This is a genomic window from Pseudodesulfovibrio aespoeensis Aspo-2 (assembly GCF_000176915.2).
GTDB classification, from domain to species: Bacteria; Desulfobacterota; Desulfovibrionia; order Desulfovibrionales; family Desulfovibrionaceae; genus Pseudodesulfovibrio; species Pseudodesulfovibrio aespoeensis.
On the sequence record NC_014844.1, the window covers coordinates 3,500,245 to 3,517,322 of the forward strand.

18 protein-coding genes are annotated in these 17,078 nt (G+C 65.1%); 10 read left to right on the forward strand and 8 right to left on the reverse strand.

Annotation, left to right across the window (positions count from 1 at the left end; translation table 11 throughout):
• The 3 genes from DAES_RS16220 to DAES_RS16230 are packed head-to-tail and all read left to right on the forward strand — an operon-like array spanning position 1 to position 2,688.
• Positions 1-939, forward strand: coding sequence for an ABC transporter substrate-binding protein (locus tag DAES_RS16220; protein ID WP_013516123.1), 939 nt, complete (start codon positions 1-3; stop codon positions 937-939).
• Positions 940-945: 6 nt separating this feature from the next.
• A complete protein-coding gene (locus DAES_RS16225) occupies positions 946-2,421 on the forward strand; it encodes a class I adenylate-forming enzyme family protein (protein WP_013516124.1) in 1,476 nt (491 codons plus the stop codon).
• A gap of 33 nt (positions 2,422-2,454) precedes the next feature.
• The gene (locus DAES_RS16230) at positions 2,455-2,688 is read left to right on the forward strand and encodes a phosphopantetheine-binding protein (RefSeq protein ID WP_013516125.1); all 234 of its coding nucleotides are present in this window, start codon (positions 2,455-2,457) and stop codon (positions 2,686-2,688) included.
• A gap of 30 nt (positions 2,689-2,718) precedes the next feature.
• Here DAES_RS16230 and DAES_RS16235 read toward each other — a convergent pair whose 3' ends face one another.
• From DAES_RS16235 to DAES_RS16260, 7 genes are all read right to left on the reverse strand, one after another.
• Positions 2,719-3,663 (reverse strand): GNAT family N-acetyltransferase, encoded by a 945-nt coding sequence (locus tag DAES_RS16235; RefSeq protein WP_236608429.1) that lies wholly within the window; start codon positions 3,661-3,663, stop codon positions 2,719-2,721.
• 367 nt (positions 3,664-4,030) lie between these two features.
• Entirely contained in the window at positions 4,031-5,860 is a 1,830-nt protein-coding gene (locus DAES_RS16240) for a cation:proton antiporter (RefSeq protein ID WP_013516127.1), read from the reverse strand.
• Between the two features lie 54 nt (positions 5,861-5,914).
• Positions 5,915-6,370 (reverse strand): DUF3124 domain-containing protein, encoded by a 456-nt coding sequence (locus DAES_RS16245; RefSeq protein WP_013516128.1) that lies wholly within the window; start codon positions 6,368-6,370, stop codon positions 5,915-5,917.
• A gap of 55 nt (positions 6,371-6,425) precedes the next feature.
• On the reverse strand, positions 6,426-6,590 hold the full coding sequence (locus tag DAES_RS17730) for a hypothetical protein (RefSeq protein WP_013516129.1): 165 nt from the start codon (positions 6,588-6,590) through the stop codon (positions 6,426-6,428).
• Positions 6,591-6,642: 52 nt separating this feature from the next.
• Positions 6,643-7,695, reverse strand: a complete 1,053-nt coding sequence (locus tag DAES_RS16250) for a potassium channel family protein (RefSeq protein ID WP_013516130.1) — start codon at positions 7,693-7,695, stop codon at positions 6,643-6,645.
• Positions 7,696-7,816: 121 nt separating this feature from the next.
• Positions 7,817-8,341, reverse strand: a complete 525-nt coding sequence (locus DAES_RS16255) for a YeeE/YedE thiosulfate transporter family protein (protein ID WP_013516131.1) — start codon at positions 8,339-8,341, stop codon at positions 7,817-7,819.
• Positions 8,338-8,865 carry a YeeE/YedE thiosulfate transporter family protein gene (locus DAES_RS16260; protein ID WP_013516132.1) on the reverse strand — a complete coding sequence of 176 codons (528 nt, stop codon included), beginning with the start codon at positions 8,863-8,865 and terminating at the stop codon, positions 8,338-8,340. Before DAES_RS16260 ends, DAES_RS16255 begins: the two co-directional genes overlap by 4 nt.
• 144 nt (positions 8,866-9,009) lie before the next feature.
• On the opposite strand from DAES_RS16260, the gene DAES_RS16265 reads away from it, so the two are divergent.
• The 3 genes from DAES_RS16265 to DAES_RS16275 are packed head-to-tail and all read left to right on the forward strand — an operon-like array spanning position 9,010 to position 12,682.
• Positions 9,010-11,319, forward strand: a complete 2,310-nt coding sequence (locus tag DAES_RS16265) for a xanthine dehydrogenase family protein molybdopterin-binding subunit (protein WP_013516133.1) — start codon at positions 9,010-9,012, stop codon at positions 11,317-11,319.
• A complete protein-coding gene (locus DAES_RS16270) occupies positions 11,310-11,834 on the forward strand; it encodes a (2Fe-2S)-binding protein (RefSeq protein ID WP_013516134.1) in 525 nt (174 codons plus the stop codon). Before DAES_RS16265 ends, DAES_RS16270 begins: the two co-directional genes overlap by 10 nt.
• Positions 11,834-12,682 carry an FAD binding domain-containing protein gene (locus DAES_RS16275; protein ID WP_013516135.1) on the forward strand — a complete coding sequence of 283 codons (849 nt, stop codon included), beginning with the start codon at positions 11,834-11,836 and terminating at the stop codon, positions 12,680-12,682. The genes DAES_RS16270 and DAES_RS16275 overlap by 1 nt, the downstream gene beginning before the upstream one ends.
• Positions 12,683-12,689: 7 nt before the next feature.
• Here DAES_RS16275 and DAES_RS16280 read toward each other — a convergent pair whose 3' ends face one another.
• The gene (locus tag DAES_RS16280; protein WP_013516136.1) at positions 12,690-14,054 is read right to left on the reverse strand and encodes an MATE family efflux transporter; all 1,365 of its coding nucleotides are present in this window, start codon (positions 14,052-14,054) and stop codon (positions 12,690-12,692) included.
• A 253-nt stretch (positions 14,055-14,307) separates the two neighbouring features.
• Here DAES_RS16280 and yedE point away from each other — a divergent pair, with 253 nt between their 5' ends.
• Genes yedE through DAES_RS16300 form a run of 4 tightly spaced genes read left to right on the forward strand, consistent with a single transcriptional unit; the run spans position 14,308 to position 17,074 of the window.
• Positions 14,308-15,441 carry a YedE family putative selenium transporter gene (gene yedE, locus DAES_RS16285; RefSeq protein WP_269077518.1) on the forward strand — a complete coding sequence of 378 codons (1,134 nt, stop codon included), beginning with the start codon at positions 14,308-14,310 and terminating at the stop codon, positions 15,439-15,441.
• A gap of 12 nt (positions 15,442-15,453) precedes the next feature.
• Positions 15,454-15,672 (forward strand): sulfurtransferase TusA family protein, encoded by a 219-nt coding sequence (locus DAES_RS16290; RefSeq protein WP_013516138.1) that lies wholly within the window; start codon positions 15,454-15,456, stop codon positions 15,670-15,672.
• A gap of 2 nt (positions 15,673-15,674) precedes the next feature.
• Positions 15,675-16,226 (forward strand): DUF3343 domain-containing protein, encoded by a 552-nt coding sequence (locus tag DAES_RS16295; protein WP_013516139.1) that lies wholly within the window; start codon positions 15,675-15,677, stop codon positions 16,224-16,226.
• Positions 16,211-17,074 carry an NAD(P)H-hydrate dehydratase gene (locus DAES_RS16300; RefSeq protein ID WP_013516140.1) on the forward strand — a complete coding sequence of 288 codons (864 nt, stop codon included), beginning with the start codon at positions 16,211-16,213 and terminating at the stop codon, positions 17,072-17,074. Before DAES_RS16295 ends, DAES_RS16300 begins: the two co-directional genes overlap by 16 nt.
• Positions 17,075-17,078: the final 4 nt, after the last annotated feature.

Here is a 17,078-nt window from a genome sequence, read left to right on the forward strand (position 1 = left end):
ATGTTCACACGCTTGCTGACCGCGCTCTTCATGGTGATCATGATGATCGCCCTGACCATCCCGGCCAATGCGGAAACCATCCGCGTGGGCTTCATCCCGGTCGGGGACTGCCTCCAACTCTATGTTGCCGAGGAAATGGGCTATTTTGCAGAGGAGGGCATCACTGTCGAGAAGACTCCGCTCAAGGGAGGCTCGCTCATTGCCATGGCCGTGGAGGCCGGTGAACTCGACGCAGGCTGGTCCAATACGGTGTCCCTGGTCATGGCCGAAGACCGGGAGTTCGACTTCGCCATACTGGCACCCGGTGCCTTTGAAACGGAAAGCCATCGCGAACACAGCCTGCTGGTCGCAAAAGGCTCGACCATCACACGCTTTACCGACCTGAAGGGCAAGACCGTCGCCATCAACGCTCTCGGCAACATCAACGAGATCGCCATTACAGCCCTGGCAGAAGAAAACGGCATGGACAGCTCGACCATCAAACTTGTCGAGGTTCCCTTCCCTCAGATGCTCGGGGCGCTTGAAAGCGGTGCTGTTGACGCAGTACTCACCCTTGAACCATTCGTCACACTTGGCAAATCCAGCGGCGCGCGCATTCTGGAACCAGCTGCGCTCAAATCATACGGCGACCGGTTCCTCATCGCAGCATGGTTCGCCAAGCGGACATGGATGCAAGAGCATCCCGTGATCGCCGAAGGATTCAGGCGCGCGGTGCTCAAAGCCTCGGAGTTCATCGAGACAAACCCGGCCAAGGCGAGAGAGATGCTCACGCGACACACAAAACTGAGCCTTGAGCTGGCACAGTCGATCACACTCCCCTATTTCGCCCAATCCATCGAAGACAGCGACATCCAGCGCATCATCGACCTGACCGCCAAGTTCTCCTTCATCAAAAAGCCCTTTTCCGCCAAGCGGCTTCTTGAAACGAGCACGCAATAGGGCGCCATGACGAACAACGCCGCCGCGAGAATGCTCGGGCACACCAGTGACCGGTTTCCAGAAAAAACAGCACTTGTTTTCCGCGACAGGGTGACACCATATGCCGACCTCAACCGGAATGCCCGTGCCTTTGCAACCCTGCTGCAGGCGCGAGGCATCAAGCCGTCGGACAGGGTCGCACTCCTCCTGCCCGACAGCCCTGCTTTCGTCACGGCATTCTTCGGCGCGTTGCTGCTGGGAGCGGTCCCGGTCCCCATCGGCATGGCTCTCCGGGACGAGGACAAAACATTCATTCTGAACGATTCCGGTGCAAAGCTCCTGGTCACGGACGATGCCACTGCACGGACTCGCGACACAGATGAAATCCAGTGCGACCTGGACATCTCCCTTGATCACGCCCTGTCTGAGCCCTCGCACACTCCCTATGAACCAAGCCCTGATGACCTTGCCTGCCTGCTCTACACTTCGGGCTCCACGGGCCGTCCCAAAGGAGTGCCGCATAGCCACGCCGACCTATTGGTCCCAGCCGCGACGCTGGGGCCTGCGGTCTTCGGCGATGTCTCGAGCGACATCCTGCTGAGCGCGAGCAAACTCTCTTTCTCCTACGGCCTCATGGCCCAGCTCTGCCTGGGGTTGGCGGGCGGCGCAACCATCATCCTGCACCCGGAGCCACCTGATGCGGCGCTGCTGCCGCAGCTCATCCTGAGACGCAGGCCAACCGTTTTTTTCGCAGTGCCCGCAGTGTACGACATGCTCCTGCGCACACTGGACACACACACCGACCTTTCTTTCATGCGCATCTGCATTTCCTCCGGCGAGGCTCTGCCGCCCCCGCTGCATGAAGCCTGGGCGCAAAGAACCGGCCTTGCCATCACCGAGCTCCTCGGCTCCACAGAGACCCTGACCTCGTTCATGGCAACGCAACCTGGACGAGACACCCCCGGCACCCTTGGCCGTCCGGTAGAGGGCTTTGCGATCAGGACAGTGGACACTGCCGGCAACAAGACTGGCGACGAGACTGGCAAAGGAACACACGGCGCACTGCAAGTGCGAGGTCCGGGGATAGCCCGGGCATACTGGAACCGGCCCGAACAAAGCACAGCAACCATGCTCGCCGACGGCTGGCTTGAAACGGGCGACCTTTGCATCAGAAAGAACGGAGAGCTTGTCCTTGTCGGGCGAACAGACGATCTCTTTCGCTCAGGCGGGCAATGGGTGGCGCCTCTGCAAGTGGAAGAGTGCCTTATGCGGCACCCCGCAATACAGGCGTGCGCCGTGGCCCCGTGCCACGTCAGGGGTATGGCCTATCCGTGCGCATTTGTGGTACTGTCCGGCAGTCAACAGCCTCCGTCGTCCGGCGAGTTGATCCGATTCGCGAAGAAGCGGCTGCCTCGACACATGTGCCCGGTGCAGATCGTGTTCACGAACGCCCTGCCGAGGACGGCGACAGGCAAGATTCAACGGCACAAGCTGAAAGTATAGCGATACAGAATAACCAAACCGAGGAGTTGTGAAATGAGTATCACCCGCGCACAGTTGCTGCAGATGTTTTTGGACTCTGGAATCGAAAAATCCGTTGTGGACGGCCTCAAGCCCGGCACCCCCCTGACCAAACAGGGTCTCGATTCGGTGGACTACCCGGCAATCCTGCTGACCATCAAGGAGAAGCTGAACATCGAGATCGGCGACAAGGATGCATGCGAACTCAAAACCCTCGAAGATTTCGAGAACTGCATCAACAAGAGATAGGGGAACAGGGGCCGGGAAACCGGCCCTTGTTTATTTCAGACTTTCCCTGTCCGCCCTGATGCAGGCCACCAGCGCCTTTGCCTGCTCGGTCAGGATGCGGGGCACGGTGAAATCAGGCTCCCCCGCGACTTTCTGCATCAGCAGAACATCCCGATCCGCCCAGAGCGGCAGGAGCCCGCCAAGGCAGTACCCCCGCTCCCTCGCCTCCTCGACGGCCCAAGGAAGACCGGGGTGCCACAGCGGGAGCTGCAACTGGTACGCATGACAACCAGGGTGGGCTGTTTCCAACCCCTGCAAGACCTTTGGAAAATCCGCCCCGACTTCTGTCACCATCACTTTTGCCAGTGAGGCAGCGCCCATTGACTGCGTCTCCCACACGGTCTCGCCCCTCTGCCCTGTTCCGGCCCGAAAGCTCCGCTCAAGCCCCCTCTCCGCGTAGATATCCCTCAGGAACGAGGCATAGGCGTGCGGGAGGTAGACATCATGCGGACTGTCCCTGAGCACCCGAAATTCGTCGAGAAGGGAAATCCTGGCCCCGTCACCATCCGGACGTGGCGGCATGCTCTCGATCTCAAAGGCGAACGGCTGAAATCCATACGTGCGATTGATCTTCTGCGTCGTCAGGTGGTCAGTGACGCTTTGCCCGAAGACGGCGTTCAGTTGCAATTCGTCCTCGGCCATCTTCTGCGTCAGGTCAATGAGACGAAAAATCAAGGTCCCCAGACGGTATTCCGGCAGGATCATCAGGGCGCCGGATTCAAGGATGCCCTTGCCGGGCGCGACCCGGAACAGAGCCGAGAGTCCGACCACGTCACCGGCTTGGGTCCGGGCGACAATCTGATGCAGATCCGGCCCCAGGTTGGCCTCCTGAATACGTGCAGGATCATAAACATACTCTATGGGGAAAGCGTCTCCGTAGACAGCATGATACAGACGTGCGACACCCTCGGCGTCCTCGGGCTTGAACCGATCCACCACCACATCCTGCCTTGGGGCAATCGCTTTCGGATGCGCCTCAAACCATGCAAGACATTCTTTTCGTGTTCTATGGTGTGATGTCATTATAAGTTCTTAGATGTTAGGATTTCAGGTGTGTCTCGTCAAGCGGCGTAATTCCGCCGCCGCTCCCGGCATTGCACCGGGTGAGTACGCCCCTTTCCCCGTGGCTGTCTGTGGATCCATGCGTGTCAAACGTGCCTTTCGTGGCATTGGTGTTGTTTGCAACCGACTGAAATCACACAGGCAACAGGGGTTCAAACCCCCTTAGGGAAGCCGAGTAAATACTCCTGGTTACGCTGAATGCCGTACCCCGGCTTTTGTTGCATGACACTCTTTTGTGATTTCAATCTTCCGGGTCAAGTTCCGCCTCCTCCGGCTGGGCGGTCTCCCAGGAAAGGGCCAGGATGGACCAACCGGCCTTGGGGGTGAAGTCCGCGTCCGGGGTGAGGACGTGGATACCGTCTGCGTCGTCGATGGCGAAAAGGGGCAGGCGGCGCATGCTCTGGTCGTCCAGGTAGTCCTTGAAGGAGAATTCCTCGGTCAGGGAGGTCCGCCTGATGTCCGCCCCCTCGCGCAGCCGCCGCTCCAGATCACGGTGGGTGATCTCGTTGTCGAAGAGCACCCGGCCCCCGTACCGGAAGGCCGTCTTGGCCGCGTCCCGGCCCTCCTGCCTGGGCCGAACGCGGATGCTGAAGATGCGCCTGGGTTCGAGCGCCTGCCGGTAGTATTGGGTGGCCAGGGCGTTCAGTTCGATGTTTGCCGAGAGGGCCAGCAGATGGCCGATGCCCACCAGATTCAGATGCCGCTCCGCGTGCTCTGAAACCGGGTTGCCCCAGTAGGCGGGCAGCCCCTTGAGCTTGGCGTCCCGGATCAGCGACCAGTTCTGGTCCGCGAGCAGCACCTTGCAGCCGTTCTCCATCAGCGCCTCTCCGATGGCCTGGGCCACCGTGTTGGCCCCGACCAGGAGGAAGCCCCTGGGCTCGGGCTCGGCCACATCGAGCTTTTTGGCGATGAACCGGGCCGTGGTGCTCTGGAGCAGGACGGTCCCGATGATGACCGTGAATGTCAGCGGCACCAGATGGTGCGCGTCCGCATGGCCGAGAGCCTCCAGCTTGATGGCGAAGATGGCCGTGATGGCCGCGGCCACGATGCCGCGCGGCGCGATCCAGCAGAGCAGGTGCCGTTCGGGCATGCTCAGCCTGGACCCCAGGGCGCACGCCTGCACGCTCAAGGGCCGGGCCAGGAACTGGATGGCCGCGAACACGCCCAGAGCGGGCCAGCCCAGCGCCACGAAGCCCGCCAGATCCATGCGCGCGGCCAGGACGATGAAGAGCACGGAGATGAGCAGCAGGCTCAGGCTCTCCTTGAAGTGCAGGATGTCGTCCAGGTCCACGCCCTTCATGTTCGTCAGCCACAGCCCCATGACCGTGACCGAGAGCAGCCCGGATTCACTCTCCATCAGGTTGGACAGGGCAAAAATGCCGCAGACCATGGCCAGGGCGATGACGCTTTGCAGGTACTGCGGAACCCAGTATTTCCTGAGCAGCAGGCCGAGCAGATGTCCCGCCCCGATGCCAAAGACCACGCCGATGAGCAGTATCCGGCCAAAGGCCAGCCCCCCGGCGGCCATGCCGCCCTGCACGCCCCCGGCCACGATGAACTGGAATACCAGCACCGCCAGGATGGCGCCGATGGGGTCGATGAGGATGCTCTCCCATTGCAGCACCTGGGCAATGCTTTCCCTGGGCCGGACCGCGCGCAGCATGGGCATGATCACGGTCGGCCCGGTGACCACCATGATGGCCCCGAACAACCAGGCGATCTCCCAGGAGAAATCGAGCAGCAGGCGGACAGCCACGGCCACGATGACCCAGGTGATCAGCACGCCCAGGGTGATCATGTTGCGGATCATCCGCTCCAGGCCGGGGATGTCGCGCAGCTTGAGGGTCAGGCTGCCCTCGAACAGGATGACCGCAACGGACAGGGAGACAAAGGGGAAGAGCAGGCTGCCCATCAGCCGGTCGGGATTCACCCAGCCCAGGACCGGGCCGGCCAGGATGCCGCAGGCGAGCAGGAAAATGATGGCGGGCAGCTTCAGCCGCCAGGCCAGCCACTGGCAAAGTATCCCGGCAACCAGGATCAACGCTATGGAGACACTCGCCAGCTCAGGCATCGCCGCCACATCCTCTGAAAAACAGTGCCAACCAGGGCCGCCGTCGAAACCCCTCTAGTCCTCAAGCACACGCGCGCCGCTGGTGAAGGAGACCCCCAGGCCCGACTCGGTGCTGATCATCACGGCCTCCACCAGCGGGGCGTTGACCGGCTTGGCCGCCTCCCATCTGACGAGGAAGTTGGCGCCCGACCCGCCCTTGCTGTCGCGCTGGTGGACCATGAATTCCAGGGTCATGAGCGGCGCCAGGATCTGCGGCTTGGACAGTTCATGCCGGATCAGGCTGCCCTCGGTGTCGTAGTAGTCCACCGCTGTCAGGGTCAGGGGCAGCTTGGGATCGATGTTGCGCACGCTCAAGGTCACGGTCAGGTCCAGGGAGCGGTTTTTGGGGCCGTGGTAGATGTGCGAGTAGCAGGGGACATACAGGGTCTGACCCAGGGAACGCTGGGCCAGGGCTGTTGCCGGAAGCAGAAGCAGGCACAGGGACACCAGAAGGGGCAGGACTCTGACCATCGCCGTTCTCCGTGACGTGTTGCGAGGCCGCATGGCCGGGCTGGCCGGGCGGCGCTCAGGTTGTCTTGGGCTGCGGGGGAATGGTCGCACCGCACTTGTCGCAGCGCACCGGCTCCCCCTGCCTGTCGCCAGAAACCACCTGCCGATGCTTGCAGACCGGGCAGACCCGCGCCTGCGCCCGGACCCGCTGAAAGATGCTGAGCAGGGCAAATGGGTTCATCGTTCTCCGTCCTTCTCCCTGGTGGGAGGGGCAAAAGGTCCAGCCATGCGGGTCACACCTCCGGCTGGCACACGGCCTGAAGCCGCGGCATGTTCTCAGGCTTGCCCAGGGCGATGAGCAGGTCGCCCGCCCTGATGACCGTGTTGGGGCCGGGGTTGAAGACCATCTGCCCATCAGGGGTCTTGATGCAGACGATGATCACCTCGAAATTGGCCCGGATGCCTGAATCCTTGACCAGCTTGTCCACCAGCCCGGACTCGGAGCTGACCAGCAGCTCTTCCATCTGCAGGTCGATGTCGCCCCGCCCGGCCAGATCGAGCAGGTTGGTCACTGTGGGCCGCAGCACGCTCTGGGCCATGCGCAACCCGCCGATGTTGTAGGGCATGACCACCCGGTCGGCCCCGGCCCGCTTGAGGCGCGGGATGTGCGACTCGGTGTCGGTGCGGGCCACGATAGTCAATTGGGGATTGAGCTGGCGCGCCGTGAGGGTGACAAAGACGTTGGCCGCGTCCTGGCTCAGGGCCGTGATCAGGCAGCGCGCGTGTTCCAGCCCGGCCGAGAGCAGCACCTCGTCCAGGGTCGCGTCGCCGCTGATGAACAGTATACCCTTGCTCTCCAGGATCATGAGCGCTTCCGGGTCCTTTTCGATGACCACCATGGGATGGCCTTCCTTCTCGATCTCCTCGACGACCACGCTGCCGATGCGGCCATAGCCGCAAATGATGAAGTGGCCGCGCAACCCCTTGATGAGCTTGTTCACTCTGCGTTTCCCCCAGATGTGTTGCAGGCGACCCTCGATGATCACCTGGGACATGGTGCCCATGAGATAGGCAAAGCTGCCCACCCCGCCGAGAATGATGCCCGCCGTCATCAGCCTGCCCGCGTCCGAGAGCGGCTGGACCTCCATGTAGCCAACAGTGGAAAGGGTGATGACCACCATGTAGAAGCTGTCGATGAAACTCCAGCCCTCAAGGGTCATGTATCCGGTGATCCCAGCCGTGATCACGCAGGCGAAGATGGTCGATCCCACACCAAGGGACCAGGAAACGGCATACTTGGTGCGCAGGCGCAGACGCAGCGCCTTGAGCTTCTTGAGAAGCCTCATGTTCTCCCTCCCTCGCAGCAACGATAGTGTCGGCGAGATTACGGCGCAACAAGGCAAAAAGCCACCGCTTTCTTGATGCCTCTGCCATGTCTGCCCCGTGACCGCGCTGTCCGGCCCCGGCTCAGAGCCTCTTGCGCTCAAAAAGGCGGAAGAGCAGCAGGCAGCCCAGGACCAGGAGAGCGATGACCAGCCAGTGGTTGATGCCCAGCAGGCCGGGCAGGGTCTGCTTGCCGAAATCGCCCCAGGTGAGCACGCTCGCCTCCATGGCCGGATAGGCCTCGGCGTAGAGCGCGGCCCCGAGCCAGCCGCCCAGGATGCCCCACAGCCCGTCAAAACGCCCCTCGCCCAACGCGCCCCAGGATGTGCCGGGGCAGTAGCCGAGCATGGCCCAGCCGATGCCGAACAGCAGGCCGCCAATGACCTGCGCCCCGAGCTGGGTCCCCTTGACCGAGAGGGTGGCCAGCCCCAGGTCGGCCAGCAGATGCACGCCCACGCTGGCCACCAGGATGGCCGAGAGCATGAACTTGAGGATGGTCATGTCCTTGAGGCGCAACGCGCCAAGCTGCCTGTCGTAGCGCAGCACCCTGGCCCGCTGCATCAGCCAGCCGAAGAGCACGCCGGTGAAAAGCCCGTACATGAGCATCATGACTGCCTCCCCGGATAGAGAATGCGGGCCATGACCAGCCCGCCCGCAAAAAAGCAGACCATGGCCACCAGGCTGCTGACCGAAAGCTGGGCCACGCCCGACAGGCCGTGGCCGCTGGGGCAGCCGCCCGCCATGCGCGCCCCGAACAAGGCCACGGCCCCGCCGCCAAAGGCCATCAGGAACCGCTTGCCCCGGCCCGGTCCGAACCGGTCGCGCCAGGTGTCCGGCAGGTCGGTCCAGCGAAAGGAATCCGTGGCATTGGCGGCAAAGAACGAGCCGAAGAAGATGCCCAGCACGAACATCCACTGCCAGTCAATGCCCGGCTCCTTGGCCAGGTATTTCATGAAATACCCGGTGTTCTCGACGTGCTGCGGAGCCACGATCTGCTCCACCAGCCCAGCCGAGCGCACAAACGAGGTGGACGCCCCAAAATACTTTCCGGCCACGAGCACCGAGAGCGTCAGCACCAGCCCGGCCAGCGCCCCGGCCAGGTAGGGGTTCATGCCCCTGTCCAATTGTCGCATGGCTTTCCTCCTGTTTTGCCATTGGCATAGCACACCCGCGGCAACAGCGAAAGGGCGGGCGCAAATGAGGCAGCGCGTTGACACATTGGTCCCTTTGCCGCACAATGGCGCATCATCTGAACACTCGCGAGGAACCCGTCACCCATGCAGGATATCGGCCGCCGCTCCCGCCGCTTCGACGCCCTGGACAAGGCGCGCGGCACGGAAAAATTCGCTTCGGACATCTACCCGCCGGACATGCTCTGGGCGGGCGCCCTGCGCGCGGGCGTGCCCCACGGCATCCTCCGCCGCATAGACACTGCCAAGGCCGAGGCCATGGACGGCGTGGTCGCGGTGCTGACCCGCAAGGATGTGCCCGGCACCAACCGCCAGGGGTTCGTCCACTGGGACATGCCCGTGCTCTGCGGCACCAGGGTGCGCCACGCGGGCGACGCCGTGGCCCTGGTCCTGGCTGTGTCGCGCCGTATCCTGGCCGAAGCGCTCAAGGCCATCACGGTGGAGATCGACCCGCTCCCGGTGGTGGACACCCTGGACGCGGCCCTGGCCGGGGACGCGCCCAACCTCCACGGCCTGGACACCGGCAACGTGCTCGAGGCCGCCACCATCGCCAAGGGCGACGCGACCACCGGGCTGGCCGAGTGCGACGTGGTGGTGGAGGAGACTTTTTTCACCCCGGCTCAGGAGCACGCCTTCATTGAGACCGAAAACGGCGTGGCCCGCATGGACCCCGACGGCACCCTGCACCTGACCGTGTCCACCCAGGCCCCGTTCCGCGACCGGTTCGAGATCGCGCGCGCCCTAGGGCTTGATCCCTCGCGCATCCACGTCACCGGCCCGTATCTGGGCGGCGGCTTCGGCGGCAAGGACGGGGCCACGGTGCAGTGTTTGCTGGCCCTGGCGGCCCTGCACGCCAAGGGCCGCCCGGTCAAGATGTGGTGGAGCCGCGAGGAGAGCCTGCTGGCCGGATACAAACGCCACGCCGCGCGCATGCGCTTCACTGCCGGGGCCAAGCGGGACGGCTCCCTGCACGCGGTGCGCTGCGAGCTGGACTACGACACCGGGGCCTACGCCCACCTGGGCGTGGAGATCATGGCCTTGGGCATGGAGCATGCGGGCGGGCCGTACCGGCTGCCCCATCTCGAAGCCAAAGGCCGCTGCGTCTATACCAACAATCCCGTGGCCGGGGCCTTTCGGGGCTTTGGCGTGGCCCAGGTCAGCTTTGCCTTTGAGGGCATGATGGACCGGCTGGCGAGCGCCCTGGACATGGACCCGCTGGATTTCCGCCTCAGGAACGCCATCACACGGGGCGAGCGCAACTGCGCGGGCGTGACCATGACCACCTCCACCGGCATGGAGGAATGTCTGCTGCGCCTGCGCGACCATCCGCACTGGAAGACCCGAGACGCATGGCGGGCCGACGCGCCCCCCTTCACCCGCCGGGCCGTGGGCGTGGCCGCGGTCTTCAACGGCATGGGCTATGGCCGGGGGCTGGCCGACTACGCCGTGGCCAAGGTGCGCCTGACCGGGTCGGGCCGCATCCGCGTCTACAACGGGGTCAGCGACATGGGCCAGGGCAACGCATCCACCTTTGTCCAGGTGGCGGGCGAGATCCTCTGCCAGCCCGAATCAGTGATGGAGCTGGTTCAGCCGGACACGGACCGCACCCACCCGTCGGGCTCGTCGGCGGCGGGCCGGACCACATACACTTACGGCAAGGCTCTGATCAAGGCGTGCGAAGCCCTGCGCGACAAGCTGTTCAACCGGGCAGCGCTCATGCTCTTCGTGGACGACGGCTGCGGGTTCGCCATGATCCCCGGCGGAGTGCGCCACCTGCCCACGGCCCGCGACGTCCCCCTGGCCGCCCTGGCCGCCATGATGCACCCGGACGACCGCATCAGCATGTCCGAATATCTCATGCCGGTCACGCCCGAGACAGTGCGCGGCGGCGAGGTGTTCAGGCTCGGCTTCCCGCACCTTCTCTTTCCCTATGCGGCCCATCTGGCCAGGGTCGAGGTGGACGAGCTGACCGGCAGGGTGGCGGTGCGCGACTACGTGGCCTTCACCGACGGAGGCCGGGTGCTCAACCCGCAGAATTTCGAGCAGCAGGTGCAGGGAGCCGTGGCCCAGGGGCTGGGCTACGCCCTGACCGAGGATGTCCTGACCGACAAGGCCGCGCTGCTTGCCAAGGATCTGTGCACCTACGTCATCCCCACGTCCCTGGACCTGCCGGACATCGAGTCCCACGCCGTGGAAACCATCGAGCACACCGGCCCGTTCGGCATGAAGGGCATCGGCGAGGTGGGCATCAACGGTCCGCTCCCGGCCGTGGCCTCGGCCCTGTTCCAGGCCGGGCTGCCCATGACCCGCGCCCCGCTCACCGCCGAGCGCGTGCTGGCCGCCCTTGGATCGGCAGACCAACCCCGAATCGCAGACGAGGCCACTCCATGCCCATAGTCTTCACCCTCAACGGCGTTGAGCAGCGGCTCGACGCGGACGACACCCTGCGCGCTTTGGACTTGCTGCGCGAGCATTGCGGCGTGACCGGCCCCAAGGAGGGGTGCGGCACCGGCGAATGCGGGGCCTGCGCCATATGGATCGACGGCGTGACCCGGCTCTCCTGCCTGACCCTGGCGGGCCAGCTCCACGGCCGCGAGGTGACGACCGCCGAAGGGTTGGGGAACGGATTGGGCGAAGGGTTGGGCGGGGCCGAGGGGTTGAAGAAAAACCATGCGGACCAAAGCAGCCTTCACCCGGTGCAGACCGCCCTGGCCGAGCGCGGCGGGGTGCAGTGCGGCTACTGCACGCCCGGCATGGCCATGACCGCCGCCGAGCTGCTGCGCAACGACCCCAACCCGGACCGGTCCGCCATCCGCGAGGCCATCTCCGGCAACCTCTGCCGCTGCACCGGGTACCACAAGATCGTGGACTCCATCGAGGCTGCGGCGGAAACCATGCGGAAGAAACGCTGATGCCAATGCACCTGCCCACACACATGGCCGAAGTCCTGGATATGCTGGCCGCCCGGCCTGATGCCCGGATCATGGCCGGAGGCACGGACCTGCTCGTGCGCCTGCGCGCCAGCGGTCAGATGCCCGAGACCCTCGTTTGCCTGGAACGGGTGGCGGAACTGCGACGCATCGAGGCGCTGGAGACCGTGTCAGGCCCGGCGGTGCGCATAGGCGCGGCCACCACCATCACCGACCTGCTGCGCAGCGACACGGTGCGCGCGCGGCTCCCCCTGCTCCACCGCGCGACCACGCTCTTTGCCTCGCCGCTGGTGCGCAACTCGGCCACCCTGGGCGGCAACCTCTGCACTGCCTCGCCGGCGGCAGACACCCTGCCCGCCCTCTACGTCCTCAACGCCTCAGTGGAACTGCGCTCGCCGCGCGGAACGCGCATCCTGCCCATCCCCCACTTCATCGCCGGACCGGGCCGCACGGCCCTGGAGCCGGGCGAACTGCTGACCGGGGTGATCGTGCCCATCTCCCGGAGTTTCAACGTCCAGCATTTCGAGAAGGTGGGACAGCGGCAAGCCCTGGCCATTGCCGTGGTCAGTCTGGCCGCGCTGGTGGCCCTGGAGAACGGGATCGTCAAGGAAGCCCGCTTTGCCTGGGGCAGCGTGGGACCGACCATCGTCAGAAGCCCGGAGGCGGAGGCCGTCCTCAGGGGCAAGCGACTGACTCTGACAGGGCTGCGCGCCGCGGCCCAGGCCGCCCGACAGGCCGTTTCCCCCATCAGCGATCTGCGCGCCTCAGCCGACTACCGGCGCGAGGTGGCTGGCAACCTGCTCCTGCGGCTGGCCACTCTGTCCGGCTGACCCCGGCTCACTCAATCACCCGATCCGCCCTGGCGGCGATCTGCCCGTCCACGTAGGCGAGCAGACGGCGCAGCAGATACAGGCTGAGCAGTCCCGAGGCGATCAGGGACGCCGGGTGGCTCAGGTACACCCCCGTGCCGCCCAGGAAGTGGCCGAACACAAATGCCAGGGGAATCCGAAGGGCCAGCAGCCGGATGAAGCCCAGAAAGAGCGAGTAGGCGGGCCGCTTGGCCCCCTGGGCCACCCCGAGAACCACGAAATCAATGGGCGCGAGCACGAACCCGACCAGGGCGGCCCGAAAGGCATAGGTGGCCAGCGCGGCCACCTCCGGCCCCGGATCAAAGAGGCTGAACACGGAGTTGCTGAACAGCGCCATGAGCGCCGAGGCCGGGATCAGGACCAGATAGCAGGCGCGGATGCACAGCCGGGTGGCCTCGCGGATGCGCTGGCCGTTGCCCAGCCCCATGTTGTATCCCACAAAAGGGATCAGGGCGCAGGTCAGCCCGTAGATGGGCAGGATCAGCATCTGCTCCATGCGCGACGACAGAGTCCACGCGCCCACATAGGCGGGCCCGAAGGAAGCCAGCACATAGTTGAGCCCGGCTGCGGAAACCGGGATGATCAGCAGGGACAGGGCCACCGGAAAGCCCAGCTTGAGCATTTCGCCCCACGCCCCGACGCTTTCGCGCTCCAGGGCCAGGGTCGGGCTGTCCAGCCCACGCCGCCTCAATGCCGTGAACATGATGACCCCGGCCACGCCCCAGCCGATGAGCGTGGCCAGCGAAGCGCCGGAAATGCCCATCCCGAAGGTGAAGATGAAGAGGGGGTCGAGCACGATGTTGAGGACATTGCCCACGATCATGGCCTTCATGGGCGTCTTGGAGTCGCCGTGGCTGAGAAAGACGGACTCGCAGAGCATGGTGAAACCCATGACCGGAAAGGTCCACGCCAGCCAGAAGACATAGGCGTCCACCTGGGCCAGCACATCGCTGCCCACTCCGAACAGGTCAAAGACCGGCTGGTTGACCGCTGAAAACGCAAACAGGCAGAAAGGCAGCAGGACCGCCATGGCCAGCGGTAGCGCACCCCTGGCCACGGTGCGGGCCCCGCCCTGATCGCCCGCGCCGCGCGCATGGCTCATGAGCGCGGTGGCCCCCACGGCCAGCCCCTTGCACAGGGAGAGGGCCACATAGAACAAGGGCACGGACAGAGACAGGGCCGCCAGCTCCACCGTGCCCAGCCGGGACACGAAGACCGCGTCCGCCAGGGCGTAGAGATTCTGGAAAAACATGGAGACCATGGCCGGGCCGCCAAGCCTGAGCAGGACCGAGAGAACCCGGCCCTCGCCCATGTTCACGGGCTGGGCGGTCACAGGGCGACCTGCTGCACGGGCGCGATGCCGTGCGGACTGCGGTCACTTGATTGAACTGATGCGTGCATGTGTTGCCCCAGAGGTATGACTCTGGCTACACCATGCCGGACCGACCCACAAGAGCCTACGATGAATCCCTTGCACCGCCATCGGCAGATCGATAGACGCCGTCTATGCAAAGCATGCAAACCCCTGAGGGAAATCAATTTGTTATTCAGTCGTCGCTCCCCTATAGAATCAGAAGAATTTTCCCGTGCGTCGGGAGCCGCCCGGCGCGAACCGTCCAACACGAGCGAGGGGGACCATGAAGACATTCTTTTCCTCACGAGCGGGCATCATCGCCGTTGGCCTAGCCATCGGCATCCTCGCCCCGCTGCTGCAATACTGGGGCAATCCGGGTAACATGGGCATCTGCGTGGCCTGCTTCGAGCGCGACATTACCGGCGCGCTCGGCATGCACCGGGCCGAGGTGGTCCAGTATCTGCGCCCGGAGATCATCGGCTTTGTCCTCGGCTCCCTGCTGGCGGCCCTGGTCTATCGCGACTTTCGGCCCAGGACCGGGTCCGCGCCCGTGGCCCGTTTCGTGCTCGGCGCCTTTGCCATGATCGGCGCGCTGGTCTTCCTGGGCTGCCCGTGGCGGGCCATCCTGCGGCTGGCCGGCGGCGACCTGAGCGCGATCTTCGGCATCCTCGGACTCATCGCCGGCATCTTCATCGGCACCCTCTTCTTCCGCCAGGGCTATACCCTGGGCCGCGCCCAGAAGACGCACTTCTCGGTGGGGCTGCTGCTCCCCCTGTGCATGGCCGGGCTGCTGGCCCTCATGCTCGCCTCGCCCCAGGTGCAGGGCGAGCTGAAGAGCGGCGTGCTTTTCTACAGCATCAAAGGCCCCGGCGCCATGCACGCGCCCCTGTTCATCTCCCTGCTGGTGGGCCTGTTCGTGGGCTTCATCGCCCAGCGCAGCCGGTTCTGCACCATGGGCGCGTTCCGCGACGTGATCCTGTTCAAACAGACGCACCTGCTCCTGGGCGTCATCGCCCTCCTGGTGGCCGCCGCGGTGGTCAACGCGCTGCTCGGCCAGGTCAAGATCGGCTTTGAGGGCCAGCCCGTGGCCCACACCCAGCAGGTCTGGAACTTCGCGGGCATGCTCCTGGCCGGGTGGTGCTTTGCCCTGGCGGGCGGCTGTCCTGGTCGTCAGCTCTTCCTGGCGGGCGAGGGCGATGGCGACGCTGCGGTCTTCGTGTTCGGCATGATCGTGGGCGCAGCCTTTGCCCACAACTTCGGTCTGGCCAGCTCGCCCGCCGGAGTTGGTCCCCACGGCATCGCCGCCGTGTTCATCGGACTGGCCGTATGCCTCTACTTCGGCCTGACCATGCGCGCCAAAGCCTAAGGAGATAGGATCATGAGCAACACCATTGACGCACGCGGGCTGTCATGCCCCCAGCCGGTTCTGGACACCCTCAACAAGATCGCGGCCATGGGCCGAGGCAACCTCGAAATCCTGGTGGACACCGAAGCCTCCAAGGAGAACGTCTGCCGGGCCGTCCAGGCCAAGGCATGGACTCTTGACTCCGTGACCGAAGCCGGGGGAGAGTACACGATACGCATCAGCAAGGACTAGCCTTGGGACTTCTCGCCTTTCTCCGCCAAAAGACCTCCGGCCCGACCACCCTACGGGCGGACCGGGGGCTTTTGCTGTTCGAGAACACCAGTGAGGTCATCCGGGCCGAGAAGACCCTGCGGGAAGCCGGGTTCGAGGTGGCGGTCAAGGGGCCGCCGCCAGAGGTGCGCACCGGCTGCGATCTGGCCGTGGAATACCCGCTCATGGAGGGGCTGAACATCCTGCGTCACCTTGAGAAGGCCGGGGTCGCGCCCCTGGACGCCATCCCGGTGACCGGGCCGCTGCTGACTCCGGTGGACCTCTTCCAGGTCAAGGATTTCGGCGACCACCTCATGGTCCGGGCCGCCAACATGAAGCTGACCGTGGACAAGCGCACCGGGATCATCGTCAATGTCTCGGGCGGCGGCTGCCCGGACGTGCCCTATCTGGCCGCGCGGCTCATCGGGCTGCGGCTCGACCAGGCCCCGTCCCCGCGCGAAATGGGCCATACCCTGTGTGGCTACGCGCTGGGGCTGGCCTTTGAGGAGATGCAGCGGCTATGCTCGCCGTCGTAGGCACCATCCCGGACCCGGCCCTGCCGGTGATCCAGGGCGAGGCGATCCTTGAGAACAACGCGCTGACCGTGTCCGGCCAGCGCATCGCCACGGACCGGGGCACCCCGGCCCTGCTGGCCTCGGCCTGCGCGGCCTGCGCCACGCTGGGCCTGCCCGCGCCCCACGCCTTTCTGGTGGGCGACGAGGGGCTGGGCCACGGCAGCCGCGCCCTGTACGCCCATCTGGCAGACACCCTGCCCGGCCTGACCATCGCCACCCTGGTCTTCCACTACCTGATGCCCGACGTGATGTGGCACGACAAGGTCCTCTTTGCCGTGGAGGCCATGGCGGTCCGGCCACGGCTCATCGCAGACGCGGGCTTCATGTACGCGGCCAAGATGAGCGGACAGGCCCCGGCCTATGACCTGTTCACCCCGGACGCCGGGGAGCTGGCCTTCCTGGCCGACGAGGCCGCACCGCACCCTTTTTATACGCGGGGCTTCATTCTGCACGAGGACAACAACGTGCCTGACCTCATCCGCCGGGCCTACGAGGCGGGCAACGCGGCCCGCTGCCTGCTGGTCAAGGGGAGCGTGGACCACGTGGCCGACGCAGACGGCGTGCTGCAAACCGTGGACAGCCCGTGCGAGGAAACCCTGGAGGCCATGGGCGGCACGGGCGACACGGTGGCGGGCATTGCCGCCGCCCTGGTCCAGGCCGGGCATCCCGTGGCCAGGGCCGCGCTCCTGGCGGCCAGGACCAACAGGCTGGCCGGGCAATTGGCCCGTCCCAACCCCGGCTCGCGCATCGCCGAGATCATCGTTCACATCCCCCGCGCCCTGACCCAGACCCTGGCCATGGACCAATGAGAGG

Coding starts and splice junctions, on each gene's coding strand:
- DAES_RS16220 (WP_013516123.1), top strand. CDS start 1: ATGTTCACACGCTTGCTGACCGCGCTCTTCATGGTGATCATGATGATC.
- DAES_RS16225 (WP_013516124.1), top strand. CDS start 946: ATGACGAACAACGCCGCCGCGAGAATGCTCGGGCACACCAGTGACCGG.
- DAES_RS16230 (WP_013516125.1), top strand. CDS start 2,455: ATGAGTATCACCCGCGCACAGTTGCTGCAGATGTTTTTGGACTCTGGA.
- DAES_RS16240 (WP_013516127.1), bottom strand. CDS start 5,860: ATGCCTGAGCTGGCGAGTGTCTCCATAGCGTTGATCCTGGTTGCCGGG.
- DAES_RS16245 (WP_013516128.1), bottom strand. CDS start 6,370: ATGGTCAGAGTCCTGCCCCTTCTGGTGTCCCTGTGCCTGCTTCTGCTT.
- DAES_RS17730 (WP_013516129.1), bottom strand. CDS start 6,590: ATGAACCCATTTGCCCTGCTCAGCATCTTTCAGCGGGTCCGGGCGCAG.
- DAES_RS16250 (WP_013516130.1), bottom strand. CDS start 7,695: ATGAGGCTTCTCAAGAAGCTCAAGGCGCTGCGTCTGCGCCTGCGCACC.
- DAES_RS16255 (WP_013516131.1), bottom strand. CDS start 8,341: ATGATGCTCATGTACGGGCTTTTCACCGGCGTGCTCTTCGGCTGGCTG.
- DAES_RS16260 (WP_013516132.1), bottom strand. CDS start 8,865: ATGCGACAATTGGACAGGGGCATGAACCCCTACCTGGCCGGGGCGCTG.
- DAES_RS16265 (WP_013516133.1), top strand. CDS start 9,010: ATGCAGGATATCGGCCGCCGCTCCCGCCGCTTCGACGCCCTGGACAAG.
- DAES_RS16270 (WP_013516134.1), top strand. CDS start 11,310: ATGCCCATAGTCTTCACCCTCAACGGCGTTGAGCAGCGGCTCGACGCG.
- DAES_RS16275 (WP_013516135.1), top strand. CDS start 11,834: ATGCCAATGCACCTGCCCACACACATGGCCGAAGTCCTGGATATGCTG.
- DAES_RS16290 (WP_013516138.1), top strand. CDS start 15,454: ATGAGCAACACCATTGACGCACGCGGGCTGTCATGCCCCCAGCCGGTT.
- DAES_RS16300 (WP_013516140.1), top strand. CDS start 16,211: ATGCTCGCCGTCGTAGGCACCATCCCGGACCCGGCCCTGCCGGTGATC.